21 protein-coding genes are annotated in these 26710 nt (G+C 63.8%); 12 read left to right on the forward strand and 9 right to left on the reverse strand.

Annotation, left to right across the window (positions count from 1 at the left end):
- Nucleotides 1–100: 100 nt before the first annotated feature.
- Nucleotides 101–817 (reverse strand): DUF6445 family protein, encoded by a 717-nt coding sequence (locus tag AB8717_RS01395; RefSeq protein ID WP_443749241.1) that lies wholly within the window; start codon nt 815–817, stop codon nt 101–103.
- Between the two features lie 181 nt (nt 818–998).
- Between AB8717_RS01395 and AB8717_RS01400 the strand changes: the two genes are divergently transcribed.
- On the forward strand, nt 999–1688 hold the full coding sequence (locus AB8717_RS01400) for a DUF6445 family protein (protein ID WP_443749242.1): 690 nt from the start codon (nt 999–1001) through the stop codon (nt 1686–1688).
- Here AB8717_RS01400 and gabT read toward each other — a convergent pair.
- The 4 genes from gabT to AB8717_RS01420 all read right to left on the reverse strand — a co-directional run bounded on the left by gabT (nt 1678) and on the right by AB8717_RS01420 (nt 7540).
- Nucleotides 1678–2955 carry a 4-aminobutyrate--2-oxoglutarate transaminase gene (gabT, locus tag AB8717_RS01405; RefSeq protein WP_443749243.1) on the reverse strand — a complete coding sequence of 426 codons (1278 nt, stop codon included), beginning with the start codon at nt 2953–2955 and terminating at the stop codon, nt 1678–1680. The two genes, AB8717_RS01400 and gabT, sit on opposite strands and share 11 nt — an antisense overlap.
- A gap of 302 nt (nt 2956–3257) precedes the next feature.
- A complete protein-coding gene (locus AB8717_RS01410) occupies nt 3258–4808 on the reverse strand; it encodes a DHA2 family efflux MFS transporter permease subunit (protein ID WP_443749244.1) in 1551 nt (516 codons plus the stop codon).
- Nucleotides 4809–4875: 67 nt separating this feature from the next.
- A complete protein-coding gene (locus tag AB8717_RS01415; RefSeq protein ID WP_443749245.1) occupies nt 4876–6030 on the reverse strand; it encodes an HlyD family secretion protein in 1155 nt (384 codons plus the stop codon).
- A gap of 43 nt (nt 6031–6073) precedes the next feature.
- Nucleotides 6074–7540, reverse strand: coding sequence for an efflux transporter outer membrane subunit (locus tag AB8717_RS01420; protein ID WP_443749246.1), 1467 nt, complete (start codon nt 7538–7540; stop codon nt 6074–6076).
- A 113-nt stretch (nt 7541–7653) separates the two neighbouring features.
- Between AB8717_RS01420 and AB8717_RS01425 the strand changes: the two genes are divergently transcribed.
- Nucleotides 7654–8289 (forward strand): TetR/AcrR family transcriptional regulator, encoded by a 636-nt coding sequence (locus tag AB8717_RS01425; RefSeq protein WP_443749247.1) that lies wholly within the window; start codon nt 7654–7656, stop codon nt 8287–8289.
- Here AB8717_RS01425 and AB8717_RS01430 read toward each other — a convergent pair.
- Entirely contained in the window at nt 8240–8737 is a 498-nt protein-coding gene (locus AB8717_RS01430) for a GNAT family N-acetyltransferase (RefSeq protein ID WP_443749248.1), read from the reverse strand. The genes AB8717_RS01425 and AB8717_RS01430 overlap by 50 nt on opposite strands.
- The gene (locus tag AB8717_RS01435; protein ID WP_443749249.1) at nt 8737–9312 is read right to left on the reverse strand and encodes a helix-turn-helix domain-containing protein; all 576 of its coding nucleotides are present in this window, start codon (nt 9310–9312) and stop codon (nt 8737–8739) included. The genes AB8717_RS01430 and AB8717_RS01435 overlap by 1 nt, the downstream gene beginning before the upstream one ends.
- A gap of 156 nt (nt 9313–9468) precedes the next feature.
- Here AB8717_RS01435 and AB8717_RS01440 point away from each other — a divergent pair, with 156 nt between their 5' ends.
- From AB8717_RS01440 to galA, 7 genes are all read left to right on the forward strand, one after another.
- Nucleotides 9469–11301 (forward strand): ATP-binding protein, encoded by a 1833-nt coding sequence (locus AB8717_RS01440; protein ID WP_443749250.1) that lies wholly within the window; start codon nt 9469–9471, stop codon nt 11299–11301.
- A gap of 170 nt (nt 11302–11471) precedes the next feature.
- Nucleotides 11472–13130: an EAL domain-containing protein gene (locus tag AB8717_RS01445; RefSeq protein ID WP_443749251.1), complete on the forward strand. Its 1659-nt coding sequence runs from the start codon at nt 11472–11474 to the stop codon at nt 13128–13130.
- Between the two features lie 50 nt (nt 13131–13180).
- Nucleotides 13181–14524, forward strand: a complete 1344-nt coding sequence (locus AB8717_RS01450) for a glycoside hydrolase family 53 protein (RefSeq protein WP_443749252.1) — start codon at nt 13181–13183, stop codon at nt 14522–14524.
- A 159-nt stretch (nt 14525–14683) separates the two neighbouring features.
- Nucleotides 14684–15268 carry an RNA polymerase sigma factor gene (locus AB8717_RS01455; protein ID WP_443749253.1) on the forward strand — a complete coding sequence of 195 codons (585 nt, stop codon included), beginning with the start codon at nt 14684–14686 and terminating at the stop codon, nt 15266–15268.
- Nucleotides 15255–16235, forward strand: coding sequence for a FecR family protein (locus AB8717_RS01460; protein ID WP_443749254.1), 981 nt, complete (start codon nt 15255–15257; stop codon nt 16233–16235). The genes AB8717_RS01455 and AB8717_RS01460 overlap by 14 nt, the downstream gene beginning before the upstream one ends.
- Before the next feature lie 261 nt (nt 16236–16496).
- Nucleotides 16497–19382 carry a TonB-dependent receptor gene (locus AB8717_RS01465; RefSeq protein ID WP_443749255.1) on the forward strand — a complete coding sequence of 962 codons (2886 nt, stop codon included), beginning with the start codon at nt 16497–16499 and terminating at the stop codon, nt 19380–19382.
- Between the two features lie 113 nt (nt 19383–19495).
- Complete coding sequence (galA, locus tag AB8717_RS01470) at nt 19496–21967, forward strand: beta-galactosidase GalA (protein ID WP_443749256.1); 2472 nt, start codon at nt 19496–19498, stop codon at nt 21965–21967.
- Here the strand turns inward: galA and msrA are convergent.
- Both msrA and msrB read right to left on the reverse strand, forming a co-directional pair.
- Nucleotides 21964–22584, reverse strand: coding sequence for a peptide-methionine (S)-S-oxide reductase MsrA (msrA, locus tag AB8717_RS01475; RefSeq protein ID WP_443749257.1), 621 nt, complete (start codon nt 22582–22584; stop codon nt 21964–21966). The two genes, galA and msrA, sit on opposite strands and share 4 nt — an antisense overlap.
- Nucleotides 22585–22587: 3 nt before the next feature.
- Entirely contained in the window at nt 22588–23058 is a 471-nt protein-coding gene (msrB, locus tag AB8717_RS01480) for a peptide-methionine (R)-S-oxide reductase MsrB (RefSeq protein WP_443749258.1), read from the reverse strand.
- Between the two features lie 260 nt (nt 23059–23318).
- Between msrB and AB8717_RS01485 the strand changes: the two genes are divergently transcribed.
- From AB8717_RS01485 to pstC, 3 genes are all read left to right on the forward strand, one after another.
- On the forward strand, nt 23319–24380 hold the full coding sequence (locus AB8717_RS01485; protein WP_443749259.1) for a porin: 1062 nt from the start codon (nt 23319–23321) through the stop codon (nt 24378–24380).
- A 149-nt stretch (nt 24381–24529) separates the two neighbouring features.
- A complete protein-coding gene (gene pstS, locus AB8717_RS01490) occupies nt 24530–25585 on the forward strand; it encodes a phosphate ABC transporter substrate-binding protein PstS (RefSeq protein ID WP_443749260.1) in 1056 nt (351 codons plus the stop codon).
- A 172-nt stretch (nt 25586–25757) separates the two neighbouring features.
- Nucleotides 25758–26699, forward strand: coding sequence for a phosphate ABC transporter permease subunit PstC (pstC, locus tag AB8717_RS01495; protein WP_443749261.1), 942 nt, complete (start codon nt 25758–25760; stop codon nt 26697–26699).
- Nucleotides 26700–26710: the final 11 nt, after the last annotated feature.

The raw sequence follows: 26710 nt of genomic DNA on the forward strand, positions 1-26710 counted from the left end.
TAGAGCATGATGATTTTAGCTTCGCTCAAATCCATGCTCTAGGTTTTTGTTTTGTCGCGCAATGTGTCCAAAAAGTGCGTCACACTTTTTGGATCGCGCTTTAGATGCTTTCGATATTGAAGAACAGGTTGGCGGTCAGCCGGCCTGTTTTCGGATCCGCGGTCAGGGGCGCATCGTTATTGAGGCGGGAGCGGTGCAACTGTCCCGCCCGGTAGAAAACCAGGCGGTTGAACCTGGGCTCGACATAGCCAATCTCTTCGTAAAAGGCTTCGACCGCGGCAGCGGGTTGTCCCTCGGTCTGCGCCAGCTCCTGGCGGCGCGTGCGGGCGTATTTGTCGCTGCGGATCGGCGTAATGAGTTCGCACCCCGTCGCCTTATGGCGATAGAAGGCCGTGCCGCCGAACGGGGCGTGCGTCAGGTAATGCACGGACGCGAAGCTGTTGAGGCGGGCGGAATCGGTGTGCGGGGCCCGTTGTGCAGGCGTGAAGTCGTCTGTGGCGACCGTGGCCAGGCCGAAGAAACCGTAGGTCGGGGCGGGGCTTGACGGGTTCATGCCGAACAGCTGCACCATCATCTGACGCATTTCCCGCGCCATAAGCTGCAGGTAGGTCATCGGTACGGGCGCGATTACGCCGGGATAGAAGGATTTCGGCGGCGGAGCGGCAAAGGCCGACTGTTCGGCATGGCGCAGCAGGGCGTCGGGATTGAGAAGGGCGTCGTCGACGACGAGCACGATGTTGTTTTCGTCGCCGATCATACGCCGTTCGAAGGGCGGGCGAGGATTGAGTTCGAGGGCGGGAAGGACGGTTTCGGTCATTCGGGCAGACTAGAGCGTCATGCCAAAAAGTGGAAACCACTTTTTGGATAAACACGATGCGAAAACAAAAATCAGAGCGGCGATTTGGTCTGCCGGATCGTATAAGGCCCCAAAGCGGCGCGCGGGATTTGCAACGGGTCTGATTTTGCGTCAGAAAGCGTCCAGTCTTAAGGAGAAGTGTGTGTCCGTACAGCGCATTCTTATGGGTGAGGAACAGGTTCCGGTCGTTGTCATCGACGACTTCTTTCAGGACCCCGATCATGTTATCGACTTGGCGACCGATGTGGCGCCGTTTCCCCGGCAGGAAGGTCACTACTATCCGGGTGTCCGTCACCGCATCCTCCCGAACGACGCACCGCGCTTCGGCTATGTCGAAGCCGTTTGCCAGGCGCTTGGCCCCCTCATGCACCAGGTCTACGGCTTGACGCGGTACGAAATCACCGATGCGGGATTTTCCTTGGTGACGATGCCGCCGGATGCCCTGGGGCCGCTGCAACGCGTGCCGCACTTCGACCATGCCGACGGCGAAGGCTTTGCCATCATTCACTATCTGTCAAAGACCCCGGGCGGCGGCACGGCCTTCTATCGTCACGACCGTACCGGTTATGAGACCCTGACCATGGAGCGTCTCGAGCTTTATGGACCGGCGCGCGCCGAGGATCTGAAAGAATTCGGGCCGGCCGAGGGCTATCATGCGGGCCATGGCAACGGCTTTACCGAACTCGGCATGGTCGAGGCGCGCTTCAACCGCGCCGCCATCTATCCCGGCAATATCCTGCATTCGGGCGTCTTGCCGCCGAATTTCGCCTTCAGCCCGGATCCGAGGCGTGGACGGCTGACGGCCAATATCTTCGTGCGCGCTAAAGGCTGAGGGCAGCCTCCAGCTTGTCCAGGCCTTCGTCGAGGATGGCGTCGGACGCGGTCAGCGGGCAGAGCAGGCGGATCGTGTTGGCATAGACGCCGCAGGTCAGCAGGATCAGGCCGTTTTCCTGCGCTTTTTGCGTTACCTGTTTGGCTAGGCCTGCATCGGGTGTGTGGCTGCCGCGTTCGGTGACGATGTCGAAGGCGACCATCGCGCCCAGGCCGCGGATGGCGTCGACCGGCACGATGCCGTTGCGCTGGCTGAGCGCTTTCAGGCGCGTCAGCAGCTTCGTCCCTTGCGCCTCGGCTTTTGCCAGAAGGCCTTCCTCTGCGATGACGTCGAGCACGGCCAGCGCCGCGGCGCAGGCGACCGGATTGCCGCCGTAGGTGCCGCCGAGGCCGCCGGTGACCGGCGCGTCCATCACCTCGGCGCGTCCCACGACGCCAGACAGCGGATAGCCGCCGGCCAGCGACTTGGCCATGGTCATCAGGTCGGGGCGGGCCTCATAGTGCTCCATGGCGAACAGCTTGCCGGTGCGGCCGAAGCCGGTCTGGACCTCGTCGGCGATCAGCAGGATGCCGTGCGTGTCGCAGATTTTGCGAAGGGCGGCCATCAGTTCGGGTGGCGTGATCAGGAAACCGCCTTCGCCCTGGACGGGTTCGATGATGATGGCGGCGACGGCGTCCGGCGCGATGTCGGCCTTGAACAGGTAGTCGAGCATTTTCAACGTATCGTCGGCGGATATGCCGTGGGCTTCGACGGGGAAGGGCAGGTGGTAGATACCGGCCTGCGGCGGCCCCAGATCCTTCTTGTAAGGCACGACCTTGCCGGTCAGGGCCGAGGTAAGCGCCGTGCGGCCATGGAAGCCGCCGGTAAAGGCGATGATGCCGTCGCGGCGGGTATGGGCGCGGGCGATCTTGACGGCGTTTTCGACGGCTTCGGCGCCGGTGGTGAAGAAGACCGACTTGGCGGGTCCGTCGATCGGTGCCAAGGCGTTGAGGCGTTCGGCCAGGGCGATGTAGCTTTCGTAAGGCACGACCTGGAAGGCGGTGTGCGTAAAGGCGTTCATCTGCGCTAAGGCTGCCGCCTGGACTTTCGGGTGGCGGTGGCCGGTATTGAGCACGGCGATGCCGCCGGCGAAGTCGATGAAGCGCCGGCCGTCGGCGTCCCACAACTCGGCGTTTTCGGCGTGCGCGGCATAGAGTGTGGTGGCGTGGCCGACCCCGCGCGGAACGGCTAAGGCACGGCGGGCGGCGAGGTCGGCATTGGCGCTCATGATCAGGCTCCGGGTGTTTGCGGAATCCTACGGTTTGTGATCACAATTTGCAACGCCGAGGTATCAAATTGCGCACCGCCCGAAAACTCCGAAATGCGAAGCGTTTCGGCAAGCGCGACTGCGTGCCCGAGGCTTTGCGCTCAAGCAGCGAAGCGGTAGCGCTTCGCTATGGGCGAGGAGCCCTTGCTGCGCCTGAGCAAATAAAAAGAGGGAGTGGGCCGGGAAATCCACTCCCTCTCTGCCGCGGCGTTGCCACGGCGCCCTCGCCGGGAGCGAGGATCTTGTGATGTGTAGAGCGGCGCCTAGTGAGCGGCGCTCATATCGACCGGGCCCTTGGGCCGCGGCAGGGTCCAGGCCAGGGTCGCGCAGATGGCGAAGACAATGGCCGCACCCATGAAGATTTCATTGGTCGCGATCATCATCGCCTGGCTCTGCACAAGCTGGTCGGACATGGCCAGGGTTGCCGACGATCCGCTGCCGCCGAAGACATGGTTGAGGTCGTCGAAATTCGTCAGCGGCGCCAGCTTGGCGTGGTTGGCATTGGTCGAATTCTCCCACGCCGTCGTGACGAACGAGGTTGCGACGGCGCCGGACATGGTGCGGATGAAGTTCTGCAGGCCTGCCGCCGAGGCGGTTTCCTCCGGTTTGACCGCGCCCATGGAGATGGCGATCAGCGGCATGAAGAAGAAGGGCATGCCGGCGCCCGCCAGGAAGATCCAGATGCCGATCTGGCCGAAGCTCATGCCTGTGTCGGCGTGCGAGCGCATGAAGGTGACGAAGGCCAGCCACATGACGCCCAGGAAGATCAGCTTGCGCGGATCGACCTTGGTGGTCAGCTGGGCCGAAATCGGCGCGGCGAAGATGGCCAGGATACCGATCAGACCCGTGGCGTTACCGGCCCAGGTGGCGGTCCAGCCCAGATTGAGCTGCATCCACATGGGCGCCAGGACGTTGATGGCAAAGAACGAACCGATCATCAGCGCCATGCACACCATGGCCAGTGTAAAGCCGCGATGGCGGAAGACGCGCAGATCGACGATCGGATTCGTGTCGGTCAGCTCCCAGATGATGAAGGCGACGAAGCCCAGGGCCGCGACGACGGCCAGCGAGATGATGAAGGGCGAGGCGAACCATTCGTTTTCCTTGCCGAGGTCGAGCATGATCTGCAGCGCGCCGACCCACAGGACCAGCAGGCCGAGGCCGATGACATCGACGCGCGCCTTGACCGTCTGGGTTTCCTGACTGAACAGGACGCGCCACACCAGGAAGCCGGCGCCGATGGCGATGGGCACGTTGACCAGGAAGATCGAGCCCCAGCCATAGTTGTCGCACAGGGTGCCGCCGAGCACGGGGCCGGCGATAGGCGCGATCAGCGTGGTGATGGCCCAGATCGACATGGCGGCCGGCCGCAGCTTCGGCGGGAAGATCGACAGCAGCAGGGTTTGCGACAGCGGCATCAGCGGGCCGCCGCAGAAGCCCTGGATGATGCGGGCGACGACCAGCAGGCTGAGCGAGGGCGCCATGCCGCACAATAGCGAGGCGATGCCGAAGCCGATAAGCGCGACCGAGAAGGTGCGCACCGTGCCGAAGCGCGACGCCAGCCACCCGGTCAGCGGCACCGAGATGGCCTCGGCGACGGCATAGGAGGTGATGACCCAGGTGCCCTGAGAGGTCGAGGCGCCGAGTGCGCCGGCGATGTTGGGCACCGAGACGTTGGCGATGGAGACGTCGAGAATGGCGACGAAGTTGGCGAGCGCCAGCAGGATGCCGGACATCCATAGCGTCATGCCGGTCAGTTGTTTACGGGGCGTTTGAGGCACACTTGTGCCGTCGGCGGTCGCAGCACCAGACATGGTCCTGTCCTTGAAAAAATATCTTTAAAAACGAACGGCGCGGGTGTGACCCGCGCCGCTTGAAACCTTAGTCGGCCACGTCGATCTTGGCGTCCATGCTCATGCCGACCCGCAGAGGGTGTTGCTTGAGCTCGCGCGGATCGAGCGCGATGCGGACGGGCAGGCGTTGCACGACCTTGATCCAGTTGCCGGTGGCGTTCTGGGCCGGGATGACCGAGAAGGCCGAGCCCGTGCCGCCCGACAGGCCCACGACCTTGCCGTGGAACTTGACCGAATGGCCGTAGAGGTCCGACGTCAGGACGACCGGCTGGCCGACCTTGACCTTCTTGAGCTGAACTTCCTTGAAGTTCGCGTTCACATAGGCGTTCTCGATCGGCACGACCGTCATGATCGGCGTGCCGACCTGGACGCGCTGGCCGACTTCGACCGTGTTCTTGGCGATGACGCCGTTGATCGGCGCGCGGATGACCGTGCGGTCGACATCGACCTGGGCCTGCTGGACGTGGACCTCGGCGGCCTTGACGGCCGGGTTGGCCTCGACATCGCTGTCGGAAATCTGCACGGCGTTCTGGGCGCGCTGCCCTTGGGCGGCGGCGACCTGGGCGCGGGCAGCCGTTGCGGCGGCCTGGGCCTTGTCGAGCGCGGCCTTGGCATTGGTCAGGTCTTCGCCGGCGACGGCGCCGATGGCGACCAGCGCCTTGCGGTCGTCATAGGCCTTCTGGGCCTGGGCCAGGGCGGCGTCGGCCGAGCCTACGTCGGCCTGGGCGGCGCTGGCCTGGGCGGCCAGGGTGGTGTCGGCGGTGTAGTAGCCCTTGACCTGGCGGCGGGCCTGGTCGAGCTGGGCCTGAGCCTGGGCCAGCGCCAGCTGCGCGTCGGTGTCGTCGAGCGTGACCAACACGTCGCCGGCCTTGACCGGCTTGGTGTCGAAGATGTCGGCCGTCTTGACGGTGGCCGCGATTTGCGGGGTCACCGTGGCGGACGAGGCTTCGACATAGGCGTTGTCGGTCGACACCGTCTTGCCGCCTTCGAGCAGCTCGTAGGCGCCCCAGGCGAGACCGCCCAGGACCACGACGCCGCCGAAAATCATGAACAGCGGACCGCGGCTCTTGCTGGCGGTTGCCTTGGGGGCGCCGCCGTTACCGCCGTTGCCGCCGCCCGGAGGCGAGGGCGGGGTATATTGTTCGGCGTTGTCGGTACGTTGGGGGGAGGAATCTTCGGCCATGATGCTAACTTCGGTTTTGAATCTGCGATGAAATCGTCTGGATCTATTGCTGCTGGAAACCGCCGCCGAGCGCGGCGATGAAGGCTATGCGGTTATTGTAGGCCTGAGCCTTTAAGTTTGTCTCATCAAGTTCGGCTGAGATCAGCGCCGAATGGGCCTGAAGGACATCGACCTTGGTGCCGAGACCCTTGCCGAAGCGCGCCTTGGAGAGGTCGTAGCTCTTTTGCGCGGCATCGACCCGGCGGCCGGCTTCCTTGATCTGGCCGACGGTCGACTGCGAGTTGGTCGCGGCGTCGGCCACCTGTTGCAGGGCCTGGGTCAGGGTCTTGTCGTAGGTCGCGACGGCGGCGTTGTAGTCGGCTTCCGACGAACGGTAGGCGGCGCGAAGATTGCCGCCGTTGAACAGCGGCAGGCTGATCGCCGGCCCGATCGTGCCGATCTGCGACTTGGGATCGCCAAGATATTGCAGGCCGACCGCCTGGATGCCCCACGAGGCGTTCAGCTTGACGTTGGGATAGAAGTCGGCGCGCGTATACTTGATGTTCTCGCCCTGCGCTTCGACACGCAGGCGGGCGGCCTGGACGTCGGGGCGGCGGCCCAGAAGGTCGGCGCGCACGTCGTCGGGCAAGGTGTCGATGCCGGCCGGGGCCAGCTTGGGGCGGGTGATCTGCAGGCCACGGTCGGGACCGGCGCCGATCAGCGCCGCGATCAAATTGCCCTGGACGCGGATGGCGCCGTCGATGGCGGCCAGGCGCTGGTTGACCTGGGCCTGGTCGTCCTGGGCGCGCAACAGCACGTCCATGGTGTCGAGATTGTGGTCGAGGCGGGCCTGGATCAGGTCGGTGCGCATGTCGGCGCCCTGCTTGATTTCGCCCAGGTCGTCGCGCTCCTGGTAGAGACGATCGAGTTCGACATAGGCGCGGGCGATCTGCTGCGCCAGGGTCTGGCGGGCGACCTCGGCTTCCAGTTCGGCGGCACGGGCCTGGCCGATCGAGCCGCGCAGCGCCGCGTGGCTCTTGCCCCACAGGTCGATGTCGTAGTTGGCGTCCAGCGTAAAGCGGCCTTCGGGCAGATAGCCGCCGGGCAGGAACGACTTGAAGGCGTCCGGGAAGCCCATGTTCAGGCTTTGCTTGGTCTCGACGACCGAGCCATTGGCCGTGACGGTGGGCGACAGGACGGCCTTGACCCGGTCGTAGAAGGCCTCGGCCGAGGCGACGCGCGCCTGCGCGGCCTTGAGGTCGGGCGAAGAGGTGAAGGCCTCGCTCATCAGGGCGTCGAGTTGCGGATCGTTGAAACCCTTCCACCACTCGCGGGCGGGCCAGGCGCCGGCCTCGCCCTTCAGGCTCTGGTCGGCGGCCAGGCTCTCGGCCTTGACGGGGGTGTCGGTCGTCGACTTCGGCACCGCAGCACAGGCGGAAAGGCCGGCGGTCGCGACAATCAAGGCCAGGACGCTTATCTTGCGCAGGGAAATACCTGCGATTTCAACGGGAAACATGATCGGGGGCAGCATGGGGGAGGAAATCCTGCAACACAAAAAGGTGAACCGTACTGTACAGTTTCGTTTCTATGCGCTACTATCCACAGCAAGTCAACAAAAAACGTACAGTATGGTTCAGATTTAGAATGGACACCCAGGTACCCAACTTTCGCGACGAACGCCGGGCGCGTATCATCGAAACGGCGCGCGAAGTCTTTTATGAAGTCGGCTATGCCGGCGCCAGCATGTCTATGATCTCGGGCCGCCTCGGCGGTTCAAAGGCGACGCTATACGCCTATTTCAGCAGCAAGGAAGAACTGTTCGCCGCAATCATCCGTGATCAATGCGCGGTCATGGCGAACGTCTTCCAGGCCCACATCGGCACCGAAGATCTCAGGCAATCCCTGACCACGGTATCGCGTCAGCTTATGTCAGTGGTGTTGTCCGACTGGGGCGCCCGCACGATGCAACTGATCATCGAGGAAAGCCACCGCAATCCCGGCCTGGCGGCGCTGTTCAGCGAAGCGATCGAGGAAAACGGCCGCGTCACGCTGAAGGCTTTGCTGCGCACGGCGCATGAAAAGCGCCAGATCGACGCGCCCGATATCGACGAGGCGGCGATCATTCTGAAAAGCCTGCTGTTCGGCGATATTCATTTCAAGCGTCTGCTCAACCTGGCCAAGCCGACCGAAGAGCAGATGTACAAACATATCGACCGCGCCATCGACGTCTTCATGACCTATTACGGTCTGGACGGGGCGCGTTTAAGTCGAGCGTCATAAAGCGCCGGTCGGGATCGGCCTCGTAGCCGGCAAAAGGCGGGCAGTCGATAAAGCCGTGACGCAGGTAGAACCGGTAGGCGGCGTGGAAATAGGGCCAGGTTCCTGTTTCCAGGCTCAGCCGGCCGAGACCCATGGCGCGCGCTTCACTTATCATATGTGTCAGGATGCGGCCGCCGGCGCCGGACTTGCGCCGGGCTTCGGCGGTATGCATGGATTTGACCTCACCATGGCTTGGGCCATGATCGGGCGACAGCGTCTTCAGCGCCCCGCAGCCGAGCAGGTCGTCGCCGTCCCACAGGGTAAAGAAGCGGATATCGGACGTCTTGAGGCCCGAGACGTCAAGCGCATGCGCCTTCCCGGGGGCGGTTTCCGCCCGTGCCCGCGCCACGTGCGTTTCGAGGAGTTCGAGGACGCGCGGGTCGTCGAGCTGGCCTTCCTTGATATCCATCAGCTTTTCCTCGCGATCGCGACAAGATAACGGGCCGGTTCCGCGCCCGGGACCTGGAAGCGCGTGCGGCCCCACAGGTGCAGACGCAGGCAGTCGCCGGCTTCGAGGTGATGCGCCGTGTCCGCATGGCTGAAGTCGAGCGCGCCCGACAGCATCCAGATATGCTGCTCCATCCCGGCCAGCGGCGGCGCGTCGTAAATGATGTCGGCACCGGACGGCAGTTCACTTTCGATCATCTCGATGGCAAGGTCTCGCGACGGAGGCGAAACGATGCGGCGGCGAAAGCCGGTTTCCGGATCGGTCCACAGGCTTTGCTGCGTGCGCCGGACGATTTCGGCGACGGGGGCGTCAAGCGGCGACAACAGTTGCGACATGGTCAGGCGCAGGGCGCTGCACAGCCGGCCGAGTTGCGCCGCCGTCGGGCTGGTTTCGCCGCGTTCGACGCGCGAGCAGGTGGCGCGCGACAGGCCGCTTTGCGCCGCCAGGTCGTCGAGCGTCCAGCCGCGGTCGATTCTTAACGCCTGGATGCGGGCGGCAAGGCGGCTGTCGAGATCATTATCGGAAATTTCGCTCATATTGGAGAAATATTCTCAAATATGAGAACGCGCAAGCCCGAAACCTGGCCGCCGCGGTCATTTGCGCGTTAATAACATCGTTAAGATGGGGCCGTTCATATTTACAAATGGGTAAACCTTTTTGGTTAACTTCGCGGTATCCATAAAGGTTTTCCCATGCCCCAAGCCGCCGAAGTCATCGCTCAAACCGCCGCTCCCGCGATCGAATCACAGGGTCGCGACCTTGAATTCGGCCGGATCTGCACCTCGATCTGCGACCTTGCCGCCGGCGTGTTCGAAACGCCGATGGTGCTGATCAAGCTTTACGAGGGCAGCCAGCTGGTTGTCAGCGGCACGGCCGGCTTCGCCAGCGCCGCCATGCTCGACGACCTCAGCTTCTCGCAGCGCAAGCTGATCCCGGGTGAAAGCCTGGTGATAAACGATGCGACGGCCGACGCGCGCTACTTCCTGGAAAGCGCCGTGCTCAACGGCCCGAAAATCCGTTTCTATGCCGACATGCCGCTGGTGTCGGACGGTGTCGTCCTGGGTGTCCTGGCCCTGTGCGAGCGCACGCCGCGCCACGACTTCACCGCCTCGAGGATCAACCTGTTCCGTCAGTTCGCCAACAATGCCGCCACGACGATCGCGCTGGCGCAATCGACGCTCGAGCGCAACGAACTGGCTTCGGAAATCAAGTCGCAGCAGTCGCGCTTCGATCTCGCCCAGGAAATGACGGGCATCGGTTACTGGGCGATCGACCTGAAGACGCGCGAAATCACCTGGTCCAAGGGCCTGTACGCCGTCTACGGCATCAGCCCCAAGTCGTACAAGCCGCGCGTCGCCACCCAGCTCGACATCTACGAGCAGGAAGACCAGGCGATCATTATCGACCGCTTCCAGCGCGCCGTGAACCAGGGCGAGGACTTCGACTTCACCGTCAACATCATGCGCCGCAAGGACAAGGTCACGCGCACGGTCCGCACCAAGGGCGGCGTCGAACTGGGTGAGGACGGCAAGCCGGCCCGCCTGTGCGCCTGCGTCCGCGACATCACCGAAGGCGCCAACGACGCCGAGGAACTGGTCCGGGCCCGCATGGCCGCCGACGAGGCCGACAGCGCCAAGACGGCCTTCCTGGAACAGATCACCAGCGAGCTGAAGACCCCGCTCAACAACATCCTGGGCTATGCGCGACTGATCAACGAACACCGCCACGATAATCCGGACATCGCGTCGTACACGCAGAACCTGATGAAGTCGGCCAAGGCGCTGCAGTCGATGGTCAAGGACACGATCGAAACGACCGCGCTGGAAACCGCGCCGTCGGTCCGCGAAACGGCCCACGCCCACACGACCGAAGAGTCGGTGAACGTGGTCAGCTTCGTCAAGGACCTGGTCAACCAGTTCGCGCCGCTGGCGCAGTCGAACCAGACCCGCCTCAACGCCCACTTCGTCGATTTCGACAATTCGTGGGCCCAGATGGACGTCATGCGCGTCCGCCAGGTCATCCAGAACCTGATGTCGAACGCGGTCAAGTTCACCAAGGGCGGGCTGATCAACGTCACGGCCTCGCAGGTCATGGTCGACAACGGCACCTGGCTGCGCATTTCGGTGCGTGACACCGGCATCGGCATGAGCGACGAGCAGTCGCACGGCCTGTTCGGCGGCAATGTCCAGGACATGAACGGCAACCGCGTTTCGGGTTCCGGCATCGGCCTGTCGATCGCCAAGGCCATTGTCGACCTGCTGGGCGGCCATATCGGCGTCGTCTCGCGCGTCGGCGAAGGCTCGAACTTCTGGTTCGAAATTCCGGTCAACTGGGTCGACGCACCGGCGCGCACGCGCATGACCGACGTGGCGTCCGCGCCGCTGGCCCGCAGCGTAAACCGCGTCCCCGGCGCCGACACCATGCGCCCCGGCGCGACCGCGCAGCGTCCGCCGGTCGATGAAGACCGCATCAATCGCGAATATCTCCGCGCCCTGCTCGAGGACATGAAGCTCGATATCGGCTGACCCGCCGGCGGCGCCGTACCCTATAAAGTAGCGTAGCGTTCAAACCTTCCCGATGCACCCTGCCCGCGCAGGGTGCATTTTTATATCGAAGCCAAATTTTAAGGGTTGGCGCATATCATCGTTCCTTCAAGCCCTCAAAAAGAGGGCGCCCCAGGGCGGAACGGGACAGTATGAGCGACGATTTCAAGCGCCAGCGCGACCGGTACATGGCTTTTTCGCTGGCGGCGGCCGACCTGCTCATAGAGGCCGGACCGGACCTGAAAATCGTCCAGACGATTGGCGCCAGCCAGGCGCTTCTGGGTCACCTCGGTGATTTGAACGGCCGCGACATCATCGACGTTTTCGCTGCGTCGGACCGCACCTTCGCCCGTCATCTCCTGCAACGCGCCCTGCGCGCCGGCCGCATCGAACCGTGCGGCCTGCATCTCGACCAGCGTTCGGGTACGCCCCTGCTGGTCAATCTCGGCGCCTGCCACTTGCCGACCGCCGGCGGTATCTATATCAGCCTGACCGTCCTGTCCGACGCCATGGTGCTGACGACCGAAAGCCACGACGCCACGGGCCTGCTCGACCGCGAGGATTTCGAGGAGATGGCGGAACGCGTCCTCGATCTCGATGGCGACCGCGCGCCGCGCGAAATGAAACTGATCCGTTTCAAGGGGCTGGCGGGTGTCATCCGCGGCCTGCCCAGCGCCCAGTCCGACCAGTTGCTCAGTGAAATCGGCTCGGCCCTGCGCGCGCACTCGATGGGCGGCAATGCCGCCGCGCGTCTGTCCGAGGAAGAATTCAGCTATCTGGCGCCGGCCAAGGGCGACCCCTCGACGCCTGAGACCTTGACCCAGGACCTGAGCGACCTGACCAAGGACGCCCTGGCGGCGGCCGGGGTTGCCGGCGACGTCATCAAGCCGAGCGTCCTTAGTTTCGAGCTCAACACCGGTAATCTCGACGAGGATAGCGTGGCGCGGGCGCTCAGCTTCGCGCTGACCCATTTCTGCCATCCCGACAATCGCCCGCCGGCCGCCTCGCTGCAGGACAGCCTGGCGCAGGCCATGGACGAGACGGTCCAGCATTTCGACTCGATCCGCAACCTGATCGAGGACAAGAACTTCACCCTGTTCTACCAGCCGGTGGTCGACCTCGATACGCGCAAGGTACACCATTACGAGGCGCTGATGCGCTTCAAGGACGGGCGCAAGGTGTTCGACACCATCCGGCTGTCGGAGCAGCTGGGCCTGGTCAAGGATTTCGACCTGGCCGTCGCCAAGAAGGCGCTGGAGACCCTGCAGACGCACGACGGCGTCACCATCGCCGTCAACATGTCGGGCCTGTCGGTGCAGGACGACAGCTTCCGCGACTCGCTCAAGCAGCTCTTGGCGCCGTTCCGCATGCTGAACCGCCGCCTGATGTTCGAATTGACCGAATCGAGCGCTATCGAGGACATGGACTCGGCCGGAAACTTCCTGAAATGGCTGCGCCAGCAGGGCTTCGGCGTCTGCCTCGACGACTTCGGCGCCGGCGCCGCCGCCTATGCCTACCTCCGCCGCTTCGATGTCGATTTCGTCAAGATCGACGGCCCCTTCCTGCGCGACGCGCGCGAAAACCCGCGCCAGCGCGCGCTGCTCAAGTCGGTGGCCATCCTGTGCAAGGACCTGCGCAGCAAGGTCGTGGCCGAGATGATCGAAGACGAGGAAACCGCCAAGCTGTGCAAGGCGCTCGGCATCGAGTACGGCCAGGGTTACCTGTTCGGCAAGCCGCGCGCCGAGATCGTCGTCCAGAAGGAAGCGCCGGTCGCGGCGCGCCGCCAGGGCGTCAAGGAAGGCTGGGGCTAAAAGCGCTTTTGTAACAGGCGGAAATTCTTCGCCCGGGCATCGTAGTGAATATGACCCAGAAAATCCTTGTTTCCGCGATCGCCGCCACCCTGCTGGCCGCGACGTCCGCCTCCGCGCACGAGCCCTGGTTCGGCGCCGACCTGTCCTACGTCAACGAGATGCAGGCCTGCGGTGCGCATTACGCCTACCAGGGCGAAACCGACCCCTACGCCATCTTCGCCAAATCGGGCACCAACATCGTGCGGGTGCGGCTGTGGAACAATCCGACCTGGACGAAATATTCCAATATCGCCGACGTGACGAAGACGATCGCGGCGGCCAAGGCGCGCGGCATGAAGGTGCTGCTCGACTTCCACTATTCCGACGACTGGGCCGACGGCGACCACCAGATCGTGCCGGCGGCGTGGGCGAAACTCGACACCGACGCGCAGGCCAAGGCCGTGCACCAGTTCACGCTCGACACGCTGAACGACCTCAAGGCCAAGGGCTTGATGCCGGACGCCGTGCAGGTCGGCAACGAAACCAATCACGAGATCATGCTGCCGGGCGACGGAAAGCAAGCCGGGCCGATCAACTGGACGCGTAACGCCAAGCTGTTCAACGCCGGTATCAGCGCCGTGCGTGAAGCCTCGCAAGGCAGTCCGATCAAGCCGGAAATCATGCTGCACATCGCCCAGCCGGAAAATGTCGAGGCGTGGTTCGCCGACGCAGCCAGGGCCGGGGTCACGGACTTCGACATCATCGGCATGAGCTATTACCGCAAATGGTCGAAGGACGACTTCGCCGCCGCCGCGGACGTCATCCGCCGCGTCCATGCGCGCTTCGGCAAGGAAGTGGTCATCGTCGAAACCGCCTATCCGTTCACCGATGACTATGCCGACAATGCGCCGAACCTGCTGGGTTCGGATTCCGCCCTGCCGGGCTATCCGGTGACGCCCGACGGCCAGGCCAGGTACATGCACGACCTGATGCAGCTGACGCTCGATTCGGGCGGCATGGGCGTCGTCTACTGGGAGCCGGCCTGGGTGTCGACCAAGTGCAGCACGCGCTGGGCGCAGGGCTCCAACTGGGAAAACGCCGCCTTCTTCGACTTCAAGGGCAAGGCCGTGCCGGCACTTGAGTGGCCGAAGGCGTCCTATGTTCTGCCGGTCGAGATCACCTTCACCGTACCCGATCATGGCCAGGCAACGCAGTTCATCAGCGCCGATTTCACCGGCGGGGTCGATGTCGCGATGACGAAGACCGCGCAGGGCTTTGTCTACAAGGCGATCCTGAGGCCCGGCAGCGACGTCGTGGTCGGTACCGCGGAGACGGAGGCGGGGCTCGATTCCGCCGAAGCCCTGAACCTGACCGTGCCCAATGCCGCGCGGACCGTGGCCCTGGCGAAACAGTAGGCCATATTATAATACAATAGACTGGCCAAACCGCCAAAACGTGTTATGACTCTGTCATAAAGGACCGGTGCGCGTGCAAAAGCGCCGGCCACGACAGGGAGGAATACGAAAAATGGCGGAAAGTGCGCTGCCAGGCATCATAGTAACGGAACCAAGGTCATGACGGCGGCGAAAAACAGCCGTGCCGCCCTTCTGGCCTTCGTGGGTACGCAGATCCTTCCGCATGAGGCGGATCTGCGCCGTATGCTGACGCGGCTGGGTGTGAAGGCGCATGAACGCGACGATATCGTGCAGGAAGTCTATTGCCGGCTGCTCCGTCTGGACAGCGTCGAGCATATCGACGATCCGCGCGCCTATGTCTTCCGCATGGCGCGCAATGTCGTCCTGGGGCAGATTCGCCGCAACCGCGTGGTGTCGATCATGACCATGCAGAATCTCGACGACCTGCACGTCGCCGACGCGACCCCGAATCCCGAAACGGCGACGGCCGCGCGCGTGGAGCTCAACCAGGTGCTTGGCCTGATCCGCGACCTGCCGGACCGTTGCCGCCAGGTGTTCGAGCTGCGCAAGGTCCACGGCCTGTCGCAGGCCGAGACCGCCGCGCGTCTGGGCGTCAGCGAGAACATCGTCGAAAAGGAAACGGCGAAGGGGCTGACGGCCATCCTGAAGACTCTGTCGGCGACGCCGTTGCTGACCCGGCCCGTGCTTGCAAGCGCTGAGGGGGCGCGGCATGTCGCCGATTGACCAGCTTGCCTCGGACTGGGTTGCGCGCCGGTATTCCGGCCGGATGGACGAGGCCGCCGAGGCCGCGTTCCAGACGTGGCATGACGCCGACCCGCGTCATGCCGGCGCCTATCTGCGCGCCGAGGCGGCGTGGGTGCTGCTCGACCGCAGCCAGGTGCTGACGCATGGCGAGGGGGGTGTTGAAGACGTCCTGTCGCGCCCGATTGAGGCGCCGCCCGTCCGCGCGCTTCCGGAACCGACGCGCCGCGCCGTGCTGATGGGCACGGTCGCCGCGTCGATCGCGGCGCTGGCCGGCATGGCCTGGTTCCTGCGCAGCCGGCTGAGCTTCGAAACGGGGCGGGGCGAACTGCGCAAGGTGCCGCTGGCCGACCGGTCGCTGGCCGCCATCAATACCGACAGCCGCATCGATGTGGCCATGAGCCAGAACCGCCGCGATATCCACCTGGTCAAGGGCGAGGCCTGGTTTGAAGTCGCCAAGAATCCTGACGCGCCTTTCGTCGTGTCGGCTGGCGATATCCGTGTGCGTGCGGTCGGCACCGCCTTCAGCGTCCGCCGCCACGCCGATGGCGCCGACGTCCTGGTCACCGAGGGCGTGGTCGAGACCTGGAGCGTGCGCGATCCCCTGAAGAAGACGCGCCTGACCGCCGGGGACCAGGCCTTCGTCGCCGATGCCGCCAGGGTCGCGACGGCTTTCGAGCCCGACGAAGTCACCCGCAAGCTGGCCTGGCGCGAGCGCAGGATCATCCTGCGTGAGGAAAACCTGTCGGACGCGGTGGCCGAATTCAACCGCTACAACGAACAGCAGATCGTTATCGCCGATCCGTCCCTGGCCAGCCTGAAGCTGGTCGGCGGTTTCGACGTCGACCAGCCCGAAGACTTCGCGCGCTCGGTCCATGCCGCCTCCAGCGCCCCCGTCAGCATCCGCGCTGACCGTATCATAATTGGCACACAAGCCGGCGCCGGATAAAATTGTCGTACAAAGGGCGGCGGAAAAATATTCGCCCGCGCATCTGACATCGTAAGGGCCGGGAACTGCCCTTTTCCTAAAGCATGCCGCAAAAAAGTGGAGACCGGTTTTTTGCGCCCGGCATGCGACGACTAAAGCTCCGGATCGGGCTGCGTTTCTTTCAGGGACGTAACAAGATTCGGGGCGCGCATGCGCTCGCGGCAAGGGTGCCTTCACTTTTGTGCAGCATGCTCGGCACTGAATAATAACAGGGAAATCCACATGTCAGACTTTTACAATGCACGCCTGCGGGCAGCCCTCCTGGGCTCCGTCGCGGTCGTCGCCATGGCCGCTCCGGCAATGGCGCAGGGGGAGAAGACCTTCAACATTCCGGCGCAGGACGCGGTGTCGTCCGTGCCGAGCTTCGCGCAGCAATCCGACCTTCAGGTCCTGGCCACCGCCGCCGACCTCAAGGGCGTGCGCACCAATGCCGTCCAGGGCACGATGGCGCCCGATTCCGCGCTCGAGGCGCTGATCCGCGGCACCGGCCTGTCGATCAAGAGCCGCGACGGTTCGTCGGTGGTGCTGGTTCGCGCCGCCACGGCCGACGCCGCCGCGACGCCGGCCGCCGCCGAAGCCAAGACCGACACCCAGGACGTCGTCGTCGTCGGCGTACGCAAGTCGCTGCGTGAAGCGCTCGACGTCAAGCGCCGCCAGACGGGCATCATGGAAGCCGTTTCGGCCAAGGACATCGGCGTCCTGCCGGACGTGACCATTGCCGAAACCCTGAACCGCCTGCCGGGCCTGAACGCTTCGCGGGACCGCGGCAACGACAGCCAGGCCTCGATCCGCGGCCTCGGCGCGCGCATGGTCCTGGGCACGGTCAACGGCCGCGAAGTCGCCTCGTCCGAACCCGACCGCAACATTCGCTGGGAAATCTACCCGTCGGAAGTGATCGCGGGCGCCGCCGTCTACAAGTCGTCGGAAGCCAAGCTGATCTCGGGCGGCATCTCGGGCACGGTCGACCTGCAGACCATCCGCCCGCTCGACTACCACGGCCCGTCGCTGGTCGTGCGCGCCGGCCCCGTCTATTACGACGGCGGTTCGCGCTTCCCGGGTTATGACGGCATGGGCTACCGCGGCGCCCTGTCCTACGTCACCAAGCTGACGCCGAACCTCGGCCTGGTGCTCGGCCTGACGTCGCAGCAGCAGAAGAACGGCTTCGAGTCGGTCCAGGGCTGGGGTTACAACTTCGGCGCCGACAACGGCGCAGTGCTGGCCAGCCAGCCGACCACCAAGTACAACACACCGTGGGGTGCGCAGTCGGAAGCCAAGAAGCTGACCGAAACGCGTACGGGCGCGTCGCTCGGCCTGCAGTACAAGCCGGCCGACAACTTCGAACTGGCTTATGACCTGTTGTACTCGGACGTGAAGATCGACGAGAACCAGGATCAGGCCTGGTACGGCAGCAACAAGTGGGGCAACTGGGACGGCGGCAACTATGCCGACTACGTCGCCGGCGCCGCCATCGGCGGCCAGCCGGTCATCCAGAACGGCGATGTGGTCGCCGCTACCCTGCCGTACGGCCAGGACCAGTCGATCGTCGCCAAGTACACCGAAGACAAGACCTTGCTGGTTACCGGCCTGAACGCCAAGTGGAAGACCGGCGCGTGGACCGTCACGGCGGACGCCGCCTATTCGAAGGCCGAACGCAACAACCTGTGGCGCGCCGCCGAATTCATCTACTATCCGAGCTGGGAAAGCTTCGATTTCCGCGGCAAGCCGGTGATCAAGGTCAGCCAGGATCCGGCGACGCAGACCCAAGGCGCCTACGGCGGTCAATGGACGACCGGCCGTGTCGCCGACACCCTGTCCTCGGGCCAGCTCGACTTCAAGCGTACCCTGGCTGACGAAGGCTTCACCTCGGTGATGTTCGGCGTGCGCTATTCGGACCGCACCAAGGTTCTGGCCGATGGCAGCGGCACGGCCTCGGTCCTCGGCACCGTTTCCAGCGTTCCGTCGAGCATGCTGACGGCTTACAACTTCAAGAACTTCGACGTTCCGACCATCCTGACCGGCGACTTCGACAAGCTGTCCAACTACCTCTACGGTACGGACATGTACCAGGACGCCAAGTCCCTGCCGGCCAACAACACCGTCAAGGAAAAGGTCGCCGAAGCCTATCTCGAAGGCACCTACGCCACCACCTTCTCGGGCGTTCCGGTCGACGGCAATGTCGGCTTCCGTATCGTCAACGCCAACACCCGTTCGGACGGCACGTCGTCGATGGGCGGTGCCTGGTACCAGGACCTGAGCGGCAACTGGGCCTACTACCCGCTGGTCGTGACCCACGCTTCGGGTGGCCGCAACTACACCACCTTCCTGCCGTCGGCGACGGCGCGCTTCGACTATGGCGACGGCCGCTACCTCAAGCTGTCGGCCGCCAAGGTCATCTCGCGCCCGCCGCTCAACGACCTGACCGCGACGCTCACCCTGTCGCCGATCGCCCCCTATTCGGGCGGTGGCGGCAACCCGTCGCTGAAGCCGTTCGAGGCCACGCAGTTCGACGCCAGCTATGAATACTACTTCAGCAAGGACTCGCTGATCGCCGCCTCGGGCTACTACAAGCTGGTCGACAACTATGTCGGCTACGCCCAGCGCACCCAGACCATCAACGGCAACAGCTATACGCTGACCTCGCCGGTCAACTCGACCAAGGGCGGCTATATCCGCGGCGCCGAATTCACCTTCCAGACGCCGTTCAGCTTCCTGCCGGGCTTCGGCATCTACTCGAACCTGTCGCTGGTCGAGTCCGATCTCAAGGAAATGGTCTACAACCTGCCCATGGTCGGCCTGGCCAAGACCACGGCGACGTTCGACCTGTGGTATTCGGGCCATGGCGTCGATGCCCGCCTCGGCACCAAGTACCACTCGACCTACACGGCCATCTACGGCTGGGACGATTCGGCGCTGATCCGCGTACAGCCTGAAACGACGCTGGACTTCTCGGCCAGCTACACGGTCAACAGCCACATTCAGCTGCGCCTGCAGGCCAACAACCTGCTCGATACGCCGCTGAAGACCTATCAGAACAATGTCGAAGACCGCCTGGGCCGCTATGACTACTACGGTCACCGTGTCCTGGCCGACATCACGTTCAAGTACTAAACCTTACGCGTAACCTCCGTACCCTCCCTACGGAGCAACTCGGGCCGGATGCTTGCGATACAGGCGTCCGGCCTTTATTATATTGTCCTATAATTACAGCAGGAAACACGCTCATGACGCCCCACCGCCGCGACATTCTCGTATCCGCTTCCGTCCTGGCCCTGATGGGATTGCCGATGACGGCGGGCGCGCAGACGAAGGCGGCGCCGGCGGACGGGCGAAGCCGGCTGGACGAGGGCTGGAAGTTCGCCTTCGGGCACCTCAACGACCCGGCGAAGGATTTCGGCTTCTCGGACGGCCTGCGCACCTTCGCCAAGCAGGGGCCGGATACCGGCCTGGCGACGAAAGCCGATTTCGACGATTCGAAGTGGCGCGATATTACGCTGCCGCACGACTGGGCGGTCGAACTGCCCTTCGTGCCCAATCCCAAGGCGGACACCTACAAACCCGACGACCATGGCTTTACCTGGGACCCGGACGCCGACCACGGCTTCAAGCCGCTCGGCCGCGACTATCCCGAAACCAGCATCGGCTGGTACCGCCGCCCGCTTGAGCTGACACCCCATGACAAGGGCAAGCGCATCCGGATCGATTTCGACAGCGTCTTCCGCAGCGCGATCGTCATGTTCAACGGTTATATCGTCAAGGAGCACGACGGCGGCTACGTGCCGTTCTCGGTCGACGTCACCGACTTCCTCAATACCGACGGCAAGCCCAATGTGCTGGCCGTGCGCGTCGATGCGAGCCTGGGCGAAGGCTGGTTCTATGAAGGCGCCGGCATCTACCGCCATGTCTGGCTGGTCAAACACGATCCCGTCCATGTCGTGAAGGACGGCGTGTGCGTGCGGGCAAGGACCGATGGCACGGTCGAGGTGTCCGTGACGATCCGTAATGACAGCGATCAGGTTCAGGACGTCGGCCTACAACTGGACGCGGGGCCGGAATTCGAAAAGGCCCCGGACAATCTGTCGCTTCGCGGCGTGGCCAAGCCGCAGACCTTTGCGCCGTTTTCGACGACGACGGTGACACAGACCTTGAAATTCGCCGAGCCTGTACTGTGGTCGATCGAGACGCCCACTCTTTATCGTCTGTCGGCGGCATTGACGAACGGTGGCAAGACCCTGGGCACCGCTACCACCCGCTTCGGCTTCCGCGATATCCGCTTCGATGCGGACCTGGGCTTCTTCCTCAACGGCAAGCCGGTCAAGCTCAAGGGCACCTGCAACCACCAGGACCATGCCGGCGTCGGCTCGGCCATTCCGGACGCGCTGAACTATTACCGCATCAAGTGCCTCAAGGAGATGGGCTGCAACGCCTGGCGCACCTCGCACAATCCGCCGGCCCCGGAACTGCTCGACGCCTGCGACGAGCTCGGCATGCTGGTCATCGACGAGACGCGCATGATGACGTCGTCGGAAGAGGGGCTGGACCAGCTGCGAACCATGATCGTGCGCGACCGCAACCACCCAAGCATCATCCTGTGGTCGATCGGCAACGAAGAGCCGCAGCAATGGACCGAACGCGGCGCCAATATCGCGCGCACCATGAAGCGCGTCTGCCGCGAGCTTGACCCCACACGCGGCATCACGGCGGCAATGGACGGCGGCTACGGGCAGGGCATTACCGAAGTGCTCGACGTCATCGGCTTCAATTATCGCGACAACAAGATCGACGATTTCCACAAGGCCTTTCCGCATATTCCGATCATCGGCACCGAGACGGCGTCGACGGTCGCCACGCGCGGTGAATATGTGAAGGATCCCGCGAAACACATCGTGCCGGCCTACGATACCGAAGCGCCGTGGTGGGCCAATACGGCCGAGGGCTGGTGGCCGCACTTCGATGCCAGGCCCTATATCGCCGGCGGTTTCATCTGGACGGGCTTCGACTATCGCGGCGAACCGACGCCCTATCCCAACTGGCCGTCGATCTCGTCGCAGTTCGGCGCACTCGATACCTGCGGCTTCCCGAAGGACAATTACTACTACTATCGTGCCTGGTGGCGGCCCGAGCCGCTGCTGCACCTGTTCCCGCATTGGAATTGGGAGGCAGGCTCGACCGTCAGCGTCTGGGCCTATTCGAACTGCGACGCGGTCGAACTGTTCGTCAACGGCAAGTCGCTGGGCAGGAAGGACATGGCGAAGGACATGCACGTCGAATGGAGCGTGCCCTATCAGCCGGGCAAGATCGTCGCCTATGGTTACACGGGCGGGAAGGTCGTCATAAAAGATTCACGTGAGACGGCGGGCGCCGCGGCGAGGGTCGTGCTGACGGCCGACCGCACGGCGCTGACGGCGGACGGCCGTGACTGTGCGGTCATCCGGGCCGAGGTCGTCGACGCCAGGGGCCGCACGGTTCCCAGGGCCGGCAATCTGATCCGTTTCGATGTCGCGGGTTCCGCCGCCGTCATCGGCGTCGGCAACGGCGATCCGAACTGTCACGAAGCCGACAAGGCGACGCAGCGGTCTGCCTTCAACGGCCTGGCCTGCGCCATCGTGCAGGCAGGAAAGGCCGCCGGCCCTGTGACGGTCACCGCCACGGCCGACGGCCTCGTTTCAGGCAAGGTCGTGTTGAAGACCGCTTAGTCGGCGAGCTTGCCCCAGAGCTTGTGCAGGGCGATGGCGCGGCCGCAGCCCAGCGCATAGCCGTCGTACTGGGCGGCGTGGGTCTGCCAGTAATGCTGGTGATAGGCCTCCGCCGGATAGAAGGGCAGCTTCAGCGACGACGCCTTGATGACCTGGGTCACGACTGTCTTCTTGAGGAAGGCCTGGACCTTGGCCTTCGAGGCGTTGGCGGCGGCATACTGGGCATCGTCGAAGGTGAAGATGGCCGTGTGGTAGCTGGGCGCCAGGTCGCAGATGACGCCGCGCGGATCGGTCGGGTCGGTGTGGTGCCAGTAGGTGTCGAGCAGGGTGTCGTAGCTGACCTTGGAGGGATCGAACACGACCTCTACGGCTTCGAGGTGGCCGGTGCCTTCACCCGTGACATCCTCATAGGACGGATTCTTGACAGTGCCGCCCATGAAGCCGGCGCGCGTCGAGATGATGCCCTGGACGTGGTCGAAGGCCTTCTGCATGCTCCAGAAGCAGCCGCCGGCAAAGACGGCGGTTTCACGCTGAGGCGCGGCCATCGCGGAAGCCGCCATTACGGAAACGGACAGGCCAAGCGTGGCGACAATGACGACAAGCAGACGTTTCAGCATGATTTAGGCCTTTGCCGGAATGAATTTGAGGGCGGCGCCGTTGCTGCAGTAGCGCAGCCCGGTGGGCTTGGGGCCGTCGTCGAACAGGTGGCCGTGGTGGCCGCCGCAGCGTGCGCAATGATATTCCGTGCGCGGTATGCCGATCGCGAAGTCGGTCTTTGTCTTGAGATGATCCGGGATGGCGCGGAAAAAGCTGGGCCAGCCGGTCCCGCTGTCGAACTTGGTATTCGAATCGAACAGCGGCAGGTCGCAGCCCAGGCAGGCGAAGATGCCCTTGCGGTGCTCTTCCAGCAGCGGCGAGCTGCCGGGGCGCTCCGTGGCTTCGTGCCGCAGGATTTCATAGGCCTGCGGCGGCAGGCGCTTCTTCCATTCGGCGTCGGGCAGGGTAAGCGGGGCTATGGTCTCGGCCGTGGCGCCGGTGGCGGCCGCCAAGGCCCCAAGGCTGAGGGCGGAGAGGAAATGACGGCGGTTCATGCGGTCGTCCTTCTGAGGTTATGCCCTTTATACGTCCAAACGGCCCATTGGGTTACTGGTTAATTTTCCCTTTTTACGACAAGGCTCCGCCGCCCGATGACCGTATGAAAGGAAAACTGCGCTTATTGCGCCACAGTCGGGACACAGTCCGGCCCATGTCATGGAACTGTCATGGAACTTACATGGGACCGTCATTCGCCCCCCGTATTTACCGCCTCATGGCCGGATTATGGCCAGAGATTTCTCACAAGGCGAACGACATGAAACTCACCTCCCTCCTCTTCGGCGCTGCTTCCGGCGCGCTTCTGCTGGCCGCCGCTGCCGGCGCCAATGCGCAAAGCTGGGCCGACTCGACGACCGTGTCGGGCCGCATCTATGCCGACTTCAGCAACATCACGAGCAAGGTTGACGGCGTCACCTCGAACTCGACCGCTACTTCGGGCATCCCGGCCGCCAACGGCACCGGCTTCGACGTGAAGCGCTTCTACGTCGGTATCGACCACAAGTTCACCGACGTCTGGTCGATGAACGTCACGACCGACTTCCAATATTCGTCGGCCATCAGCGCCACCGAAGTCTACATCAAGAAGGCCTACATCCAGGGCACCTTCTCGCCGGCCTTCATCGTCCGCGCCGGTTCGGCCGATCTGCCGTGGATCCCGTACGCCGAAGACATCTACGGCTCGCGCTACCTGGAAAAGACCGTTTCGGACCGTACCGGCTTCGGCACCTCGGCCGACTGGGGTCTGCACGTCCTCGGCAAGCTGAACGACAACTTCTCGTACCAGGTCTCGGCGATCAACGGCAACGGCTACAAGAACCCGACCCGCGCCAAGAGCATGGACATCGAAGGCCGCCTGAGCGCCAAGTTCGACCAGCTGAACTTCGCCATCGGCGGCTATACCGGCAAGCTCGGCCAGGCCGCTCCGGGCGTCGCGACGCCGCAAAAGGCTTCGCGCTTCAACGCCCTGGCCGCCTTCACGGGTGACCGTCTGCGCGCCGGCGTCGAATACTTCTCGGCCAACGACTTCTCGGGCACGCTCGTCAAGTCGACGACCCCGGACAAGGCCGACGGCACGTCCGTGTTCGGCTCGTTCCGCATCACGCCGGAATACAGCATCTTCGCCCGCGCCGACACCGCCAAGCTGTCGAAGCTGCTCAACGCGGCCAAGAAGGACGACTATTACAACCTCGGCGTCGAATGGAATGCCTTCAAGGGCGTGAACTTCTCGGCCATCGTGAAGCACGACAGCCTGACCCCGTCGGCCGGCCACAAGGTCGAAGCCAACGAAGTCGGCGTCTACTCGCAGTTCCGCTTCTAAGCGAGCGACTTACGGGCCTGCCTCCAAAAGGGGCAGGCCCGTCTTTCTATGAAATCCCGGCTGTAACATTAGTGTCATAAATTGCGGGTACAGGCTCGCAGCACTATCCCGGCCGGTTCTTAAACCGACATCCCCCAAGGAGATGGGACATGATGAAGCTTCTTTCCGCCGCGGCTGCCGTGGCTCTTTTGGCCGCGACGGCGTTCGCCTCGCAGGCTTCGGCCGAAACCATGACCGGCGCCGGCGCCACCTTCCCGGCTCCGCTGTACGCCAAGTGGGCCGAAGGCTACAAGCGCGCCACCGGCATCAGCCTGAACTACCAGGCCATCGGCTCGGGTGGCGGCATCAAGCAAATCCAGGCGAAGACCGTCGATTTCGGCGCCTCGGACAAGCCGCTGACGCAAGACGTCCTCGACCAGTACGGCCTCTTCCAGTTCCCGACCGTCATCGGCGGCGTGGTTCCGATGATCAACCTGCCGGGCGTTCCGACCGGCAAGCTGAAGCTGACCGGCGCCGTCCTGGCCGACATCTTCCTCGGCAAGATCACGATGTGGAATGACCCGGCGATCACCAAGCTGAACGCTGGCATTGCGCTCGCTCCGATGCCGATCACCGTCGTCCACCGTTCGGACGGGTCGGGCACCTCGTTCCTCTTCACCTCGTACCTGTCGATGAAGAGCGGCGAGTGGAAGCAAAAGGTCGGCGCCAACGACGCCGTCGACTGGCCGACGGGCGTGGGCGGCAAGGGCAATGACGGCGTGTCGGCCCTGGTCAAGCAAACGGCTGGTTCGATCGGCTACGTCGAATACGCCTACGTCATGAAGACGGCGGCCAACTACGCCCTACTGCAAAGCCATGACGGCACCTGGCCGCAACCGACGGCCGCCGCTTTCGGCGCCGCGACGGCTGGCGCCGACTGGACCAAGGCTCCGGGCAACTACCTGCTGGTCCTCGACCAGCCGGGCGCCAATGCCTGGCCGATCACCGGTGCGACCTTCATCCTGGTCTACAAGAACCAAGCCAATGCCGCCAAGGGCGCCAACGTGCTGAAGTTCTTCGACTGGGCCTACAAGAACGGCGACTTCAACGCCAAGGACCTGTACTACGTCACCCTGCCGCCCGCGGTTAAGAACCTGATGCGTCAGGAATGGGCCCAGAACGTGAAGGCCAACGGCCAACCGGTCTACGTTTCGCCGAACAAGTAAGCTTCACGCGTCTTGAGTATCGATCGGGGCGAGGTTATGCCTTTGGGTTATAGCCTCGCCCCGAAATCGTAAAAAGTCGTCGTAATAAAACCTGTTGATACCGCTTCCCGCGGCGACTATGCGGACACAGGACGTGTCCCAACTGTTTTTGGAACCAAAGGGCAAACAGCCGATGAGCGACGCAAAAACCTCGCACAGGTCCGATCCGTTCGATCCGATCTTTCGCTATGTGGCGTTCGCGGCGGCAACCCTGCTTCTGGCTGCGCTGGGTGGCATCGTCGTTTCGCTGGTGATCGGCGGATGGCCCGCCTTCGCGAAATTCGGCCTGCGTTTCTTCTTTACGACGGACTGGAACCCTGTGACGGAGACCTACGGCGCGGCCGGGCCTATCGTCGGTACGCTGGTTTCGTCCATCCTGGCCCTGGCCATGGCCCTGCCGATCGCCATCGGCATCGCGGTCTTTCTCACCCAATTCGCGCCGCGCATCATCGCCCAGCCGATCGCCATCGCGGTCGAGCTGCTGGCCGGCATCCCCTCGATCGTCTACGGCATGTGGGGCCTGTTCGTCTTCGCGCCCTTCTTCGCCAAATACGTCCAGATGCCGCTGCTGATGCATTTCGCGGCCAATCCGAATTCCATCTGGGCCAAGCTGTTCTACGGCATTCCCAACGGCGCCAACGTCTTCACCGCGTCGGTCATCCTGGCCATCATGATCCTGCCCTACATGTCGGCCGTCTTCCGCGAACTGTTCCGCTCGATCCCGGCCCAGGTGCGCGAAGCCGCCTTCGGGGTCGGCGCCACGCCGTTCGAAGTCGTTACCGGCGTCATCCTGCCCTACGTGCAAAAGGGCATGGTCGGCGTGATCATGCTGGGCTTCGGCCGCGCGCTGGGCGAGACCATGGCCGTGACCTTCATCATCGGCAATTCGCATAAATTCCCGAAATCGATCTTCGACTCGAGCTCGACCCTGGCCTCGACCATCGCCAACGAGTTCGCCGAAGCGACCACGGATCTGCACACCTCGGCGCTGATCGCGCTGGGCCTGGTGCTCTTCATCATTACCTTCTCGGTGCTGGCCGTCGCGCGCTGGCTCCTGTCGACGCAGCGTTACTAAGGAGTTCCGAG

Source organism: Asticcacaulis solisilvae (assembly GCF_052327315.1).
Classification (GTDB): domain Bacteria; phylum Pseudomonadota; class Alphaproteobacteria; order Caulobacterales; family Caulobacteraceae; genus Asticcacaulis; species Asticcacaulis solisilvae_B.

What these genes read in the sequence shown, in the direction of transcription:
- AB8717_RS01455 (WP_443749253.1), top strand. Translation starts at nt 14,684, where the DNA reads ATGACGGCGGCGAAAAACAGCCGTGCCGCCCTTCTGGCCTTCGTGGGT.
- pstC (WP_443749261.1), top strand. Translation starts at nt 25,758, where the DNA reads ATGAGCGACGCAAAAACCTCGCACAGGTCCGATCCGTTCGATCCGATC.
- gabT (WP_443749243.1), bottom strand. Translation starts at nt 2,955, where the DNA reads ATGAGCGCCAATGCCGACCTCGCCGCCCGCCGTGCCTTAGCCGTTCCG.
- AB8717_RS01445 (WP_443749251.1), top strand. Translation starts at nt 11,472, where the DNA reads ATGAGCGACGATTTCAAGCGCCAGCGCGACCGGTACATGGCTTTTTCG.
- AB8717_RS01465 (WP_443749255.1), top strand. Translation starts at nt 16,497, where the DNA reads ATGTCAGACTTTTACAATGCACGCCTGCGGGCAGCCCTCCTGGGCTCC.
- msrB (WP_443749258.1), bottom strand. Translation starts at nt 23,058, where the DNA reads ATGAACCGCCGTCATTTCCTCTCCGCCCTCAGCCTTGGGGCCTTGGCG.
- AB8717_RS01395 (WP_443749241.1), bottom strand. Translation starts at nt 817, where the DNA reads ATGACCGAAACCGTCCTTCCCGCCCTCGAACTCAATCCTCGCCCGCCC.
- AB8717_RS01460 (WP_443749254.1), top strand. Translation starts at nt 15,255, where the DNA reads ATGTCGCCGATTGACCAGCTTGCCTCGGACTGGGTTGCGCGCCGGTAT.
- AB8717_RS01425 (WP_443749247.1), top strand. Translation starts at nt 7,654, where the DNA reads ATGGACACCCAGGTACCCAACTTTCGCGACGAACGCCGGGCGCGTATC.
- galA (WP_443749256.1), top strand. Translation starts at nt 19,496, where the DNA reads ATGACGCCCCACCGCCGCGACATTCTCGTATCCGCTTCCGTCCTGGCC.
- AB8717_RS01430 (WP_443749248.1), bottom strand. Translation starts at nt 8,737, where the DNA reads ATGGATATCAAGGAAGGCCAGCTCGACGACCCGCGCGTCCTCGAACTC.
- AB8717_RS01485 (WP_443749259.1), top strand. Translation starts at nt 23,319, where the DNA reads ATGAAACTCACCTCCCTCCTCTTCGGCGCTGCTTCCGGCGCGCTTCTG.
- AB8717_RS01415 (WP_443749245.1), bottom strand. Translation starts at nt 6,030, where the DNA reads ATGGCCGAAGATTCCTCCCCCCAACGTACCGACAACGCCGAACAATAT.
- msrA (WP_443749257.1), bottom strand. Translation starts at nt 22,584, where the DNA reads ATGCTGAAACGTCTGCTTGTCGTCATTGTCGCCACGCTTGGCCTGTCC.
- AB8717_RS01435 (WP_443749249.1), bottom strand. Translation starts at nt 9,312, where the DNA reads ATGAGCGAAATTTCCGATAATGATCTCGACAGCCGCCTTGCCGCCCGC.
- AB8717_RS01410 (WP_443749244.1), bottom strand. Translation starts at nt 4,808, where the DNA reads ATGTCTGGTGCTGCGACCGCCGACGGCACAAGTGTGCCTCAAACGCCC.
- AB8717_RS01440 (WP_443749250.1), top strand. Translation starts at nt 9,469, where the DNA reads ATGCCCCAAGCCGCCGAAGTCATCGCTCAAACCGCCGCTCCCGCGATC.
- AB8717_RS01420 (WP_443749246.1), bottom strand. Translation starts at nt 7,540, where the DNA reads ATGCTGCCCCCGATCATGTTTCCCGTTGAAATCGCAGGTATTTCCCTG.
- AB8717_RS01450 (WP_443749252.1), top strand. Translation starts at nt 13,181, where the DNA reads ATGACCCAGAAAATCCTTGTTTCCGCGATCGCCGCCACCCTGCTGGCC.
- pstS (WP_443749260.1), top strand. Translation starts at nt 24,530, where the DNA reads ATGATGAAGCTTCTTTCCGCCGCGGCTGCCGTGGCTCTTTTGGCCGCG.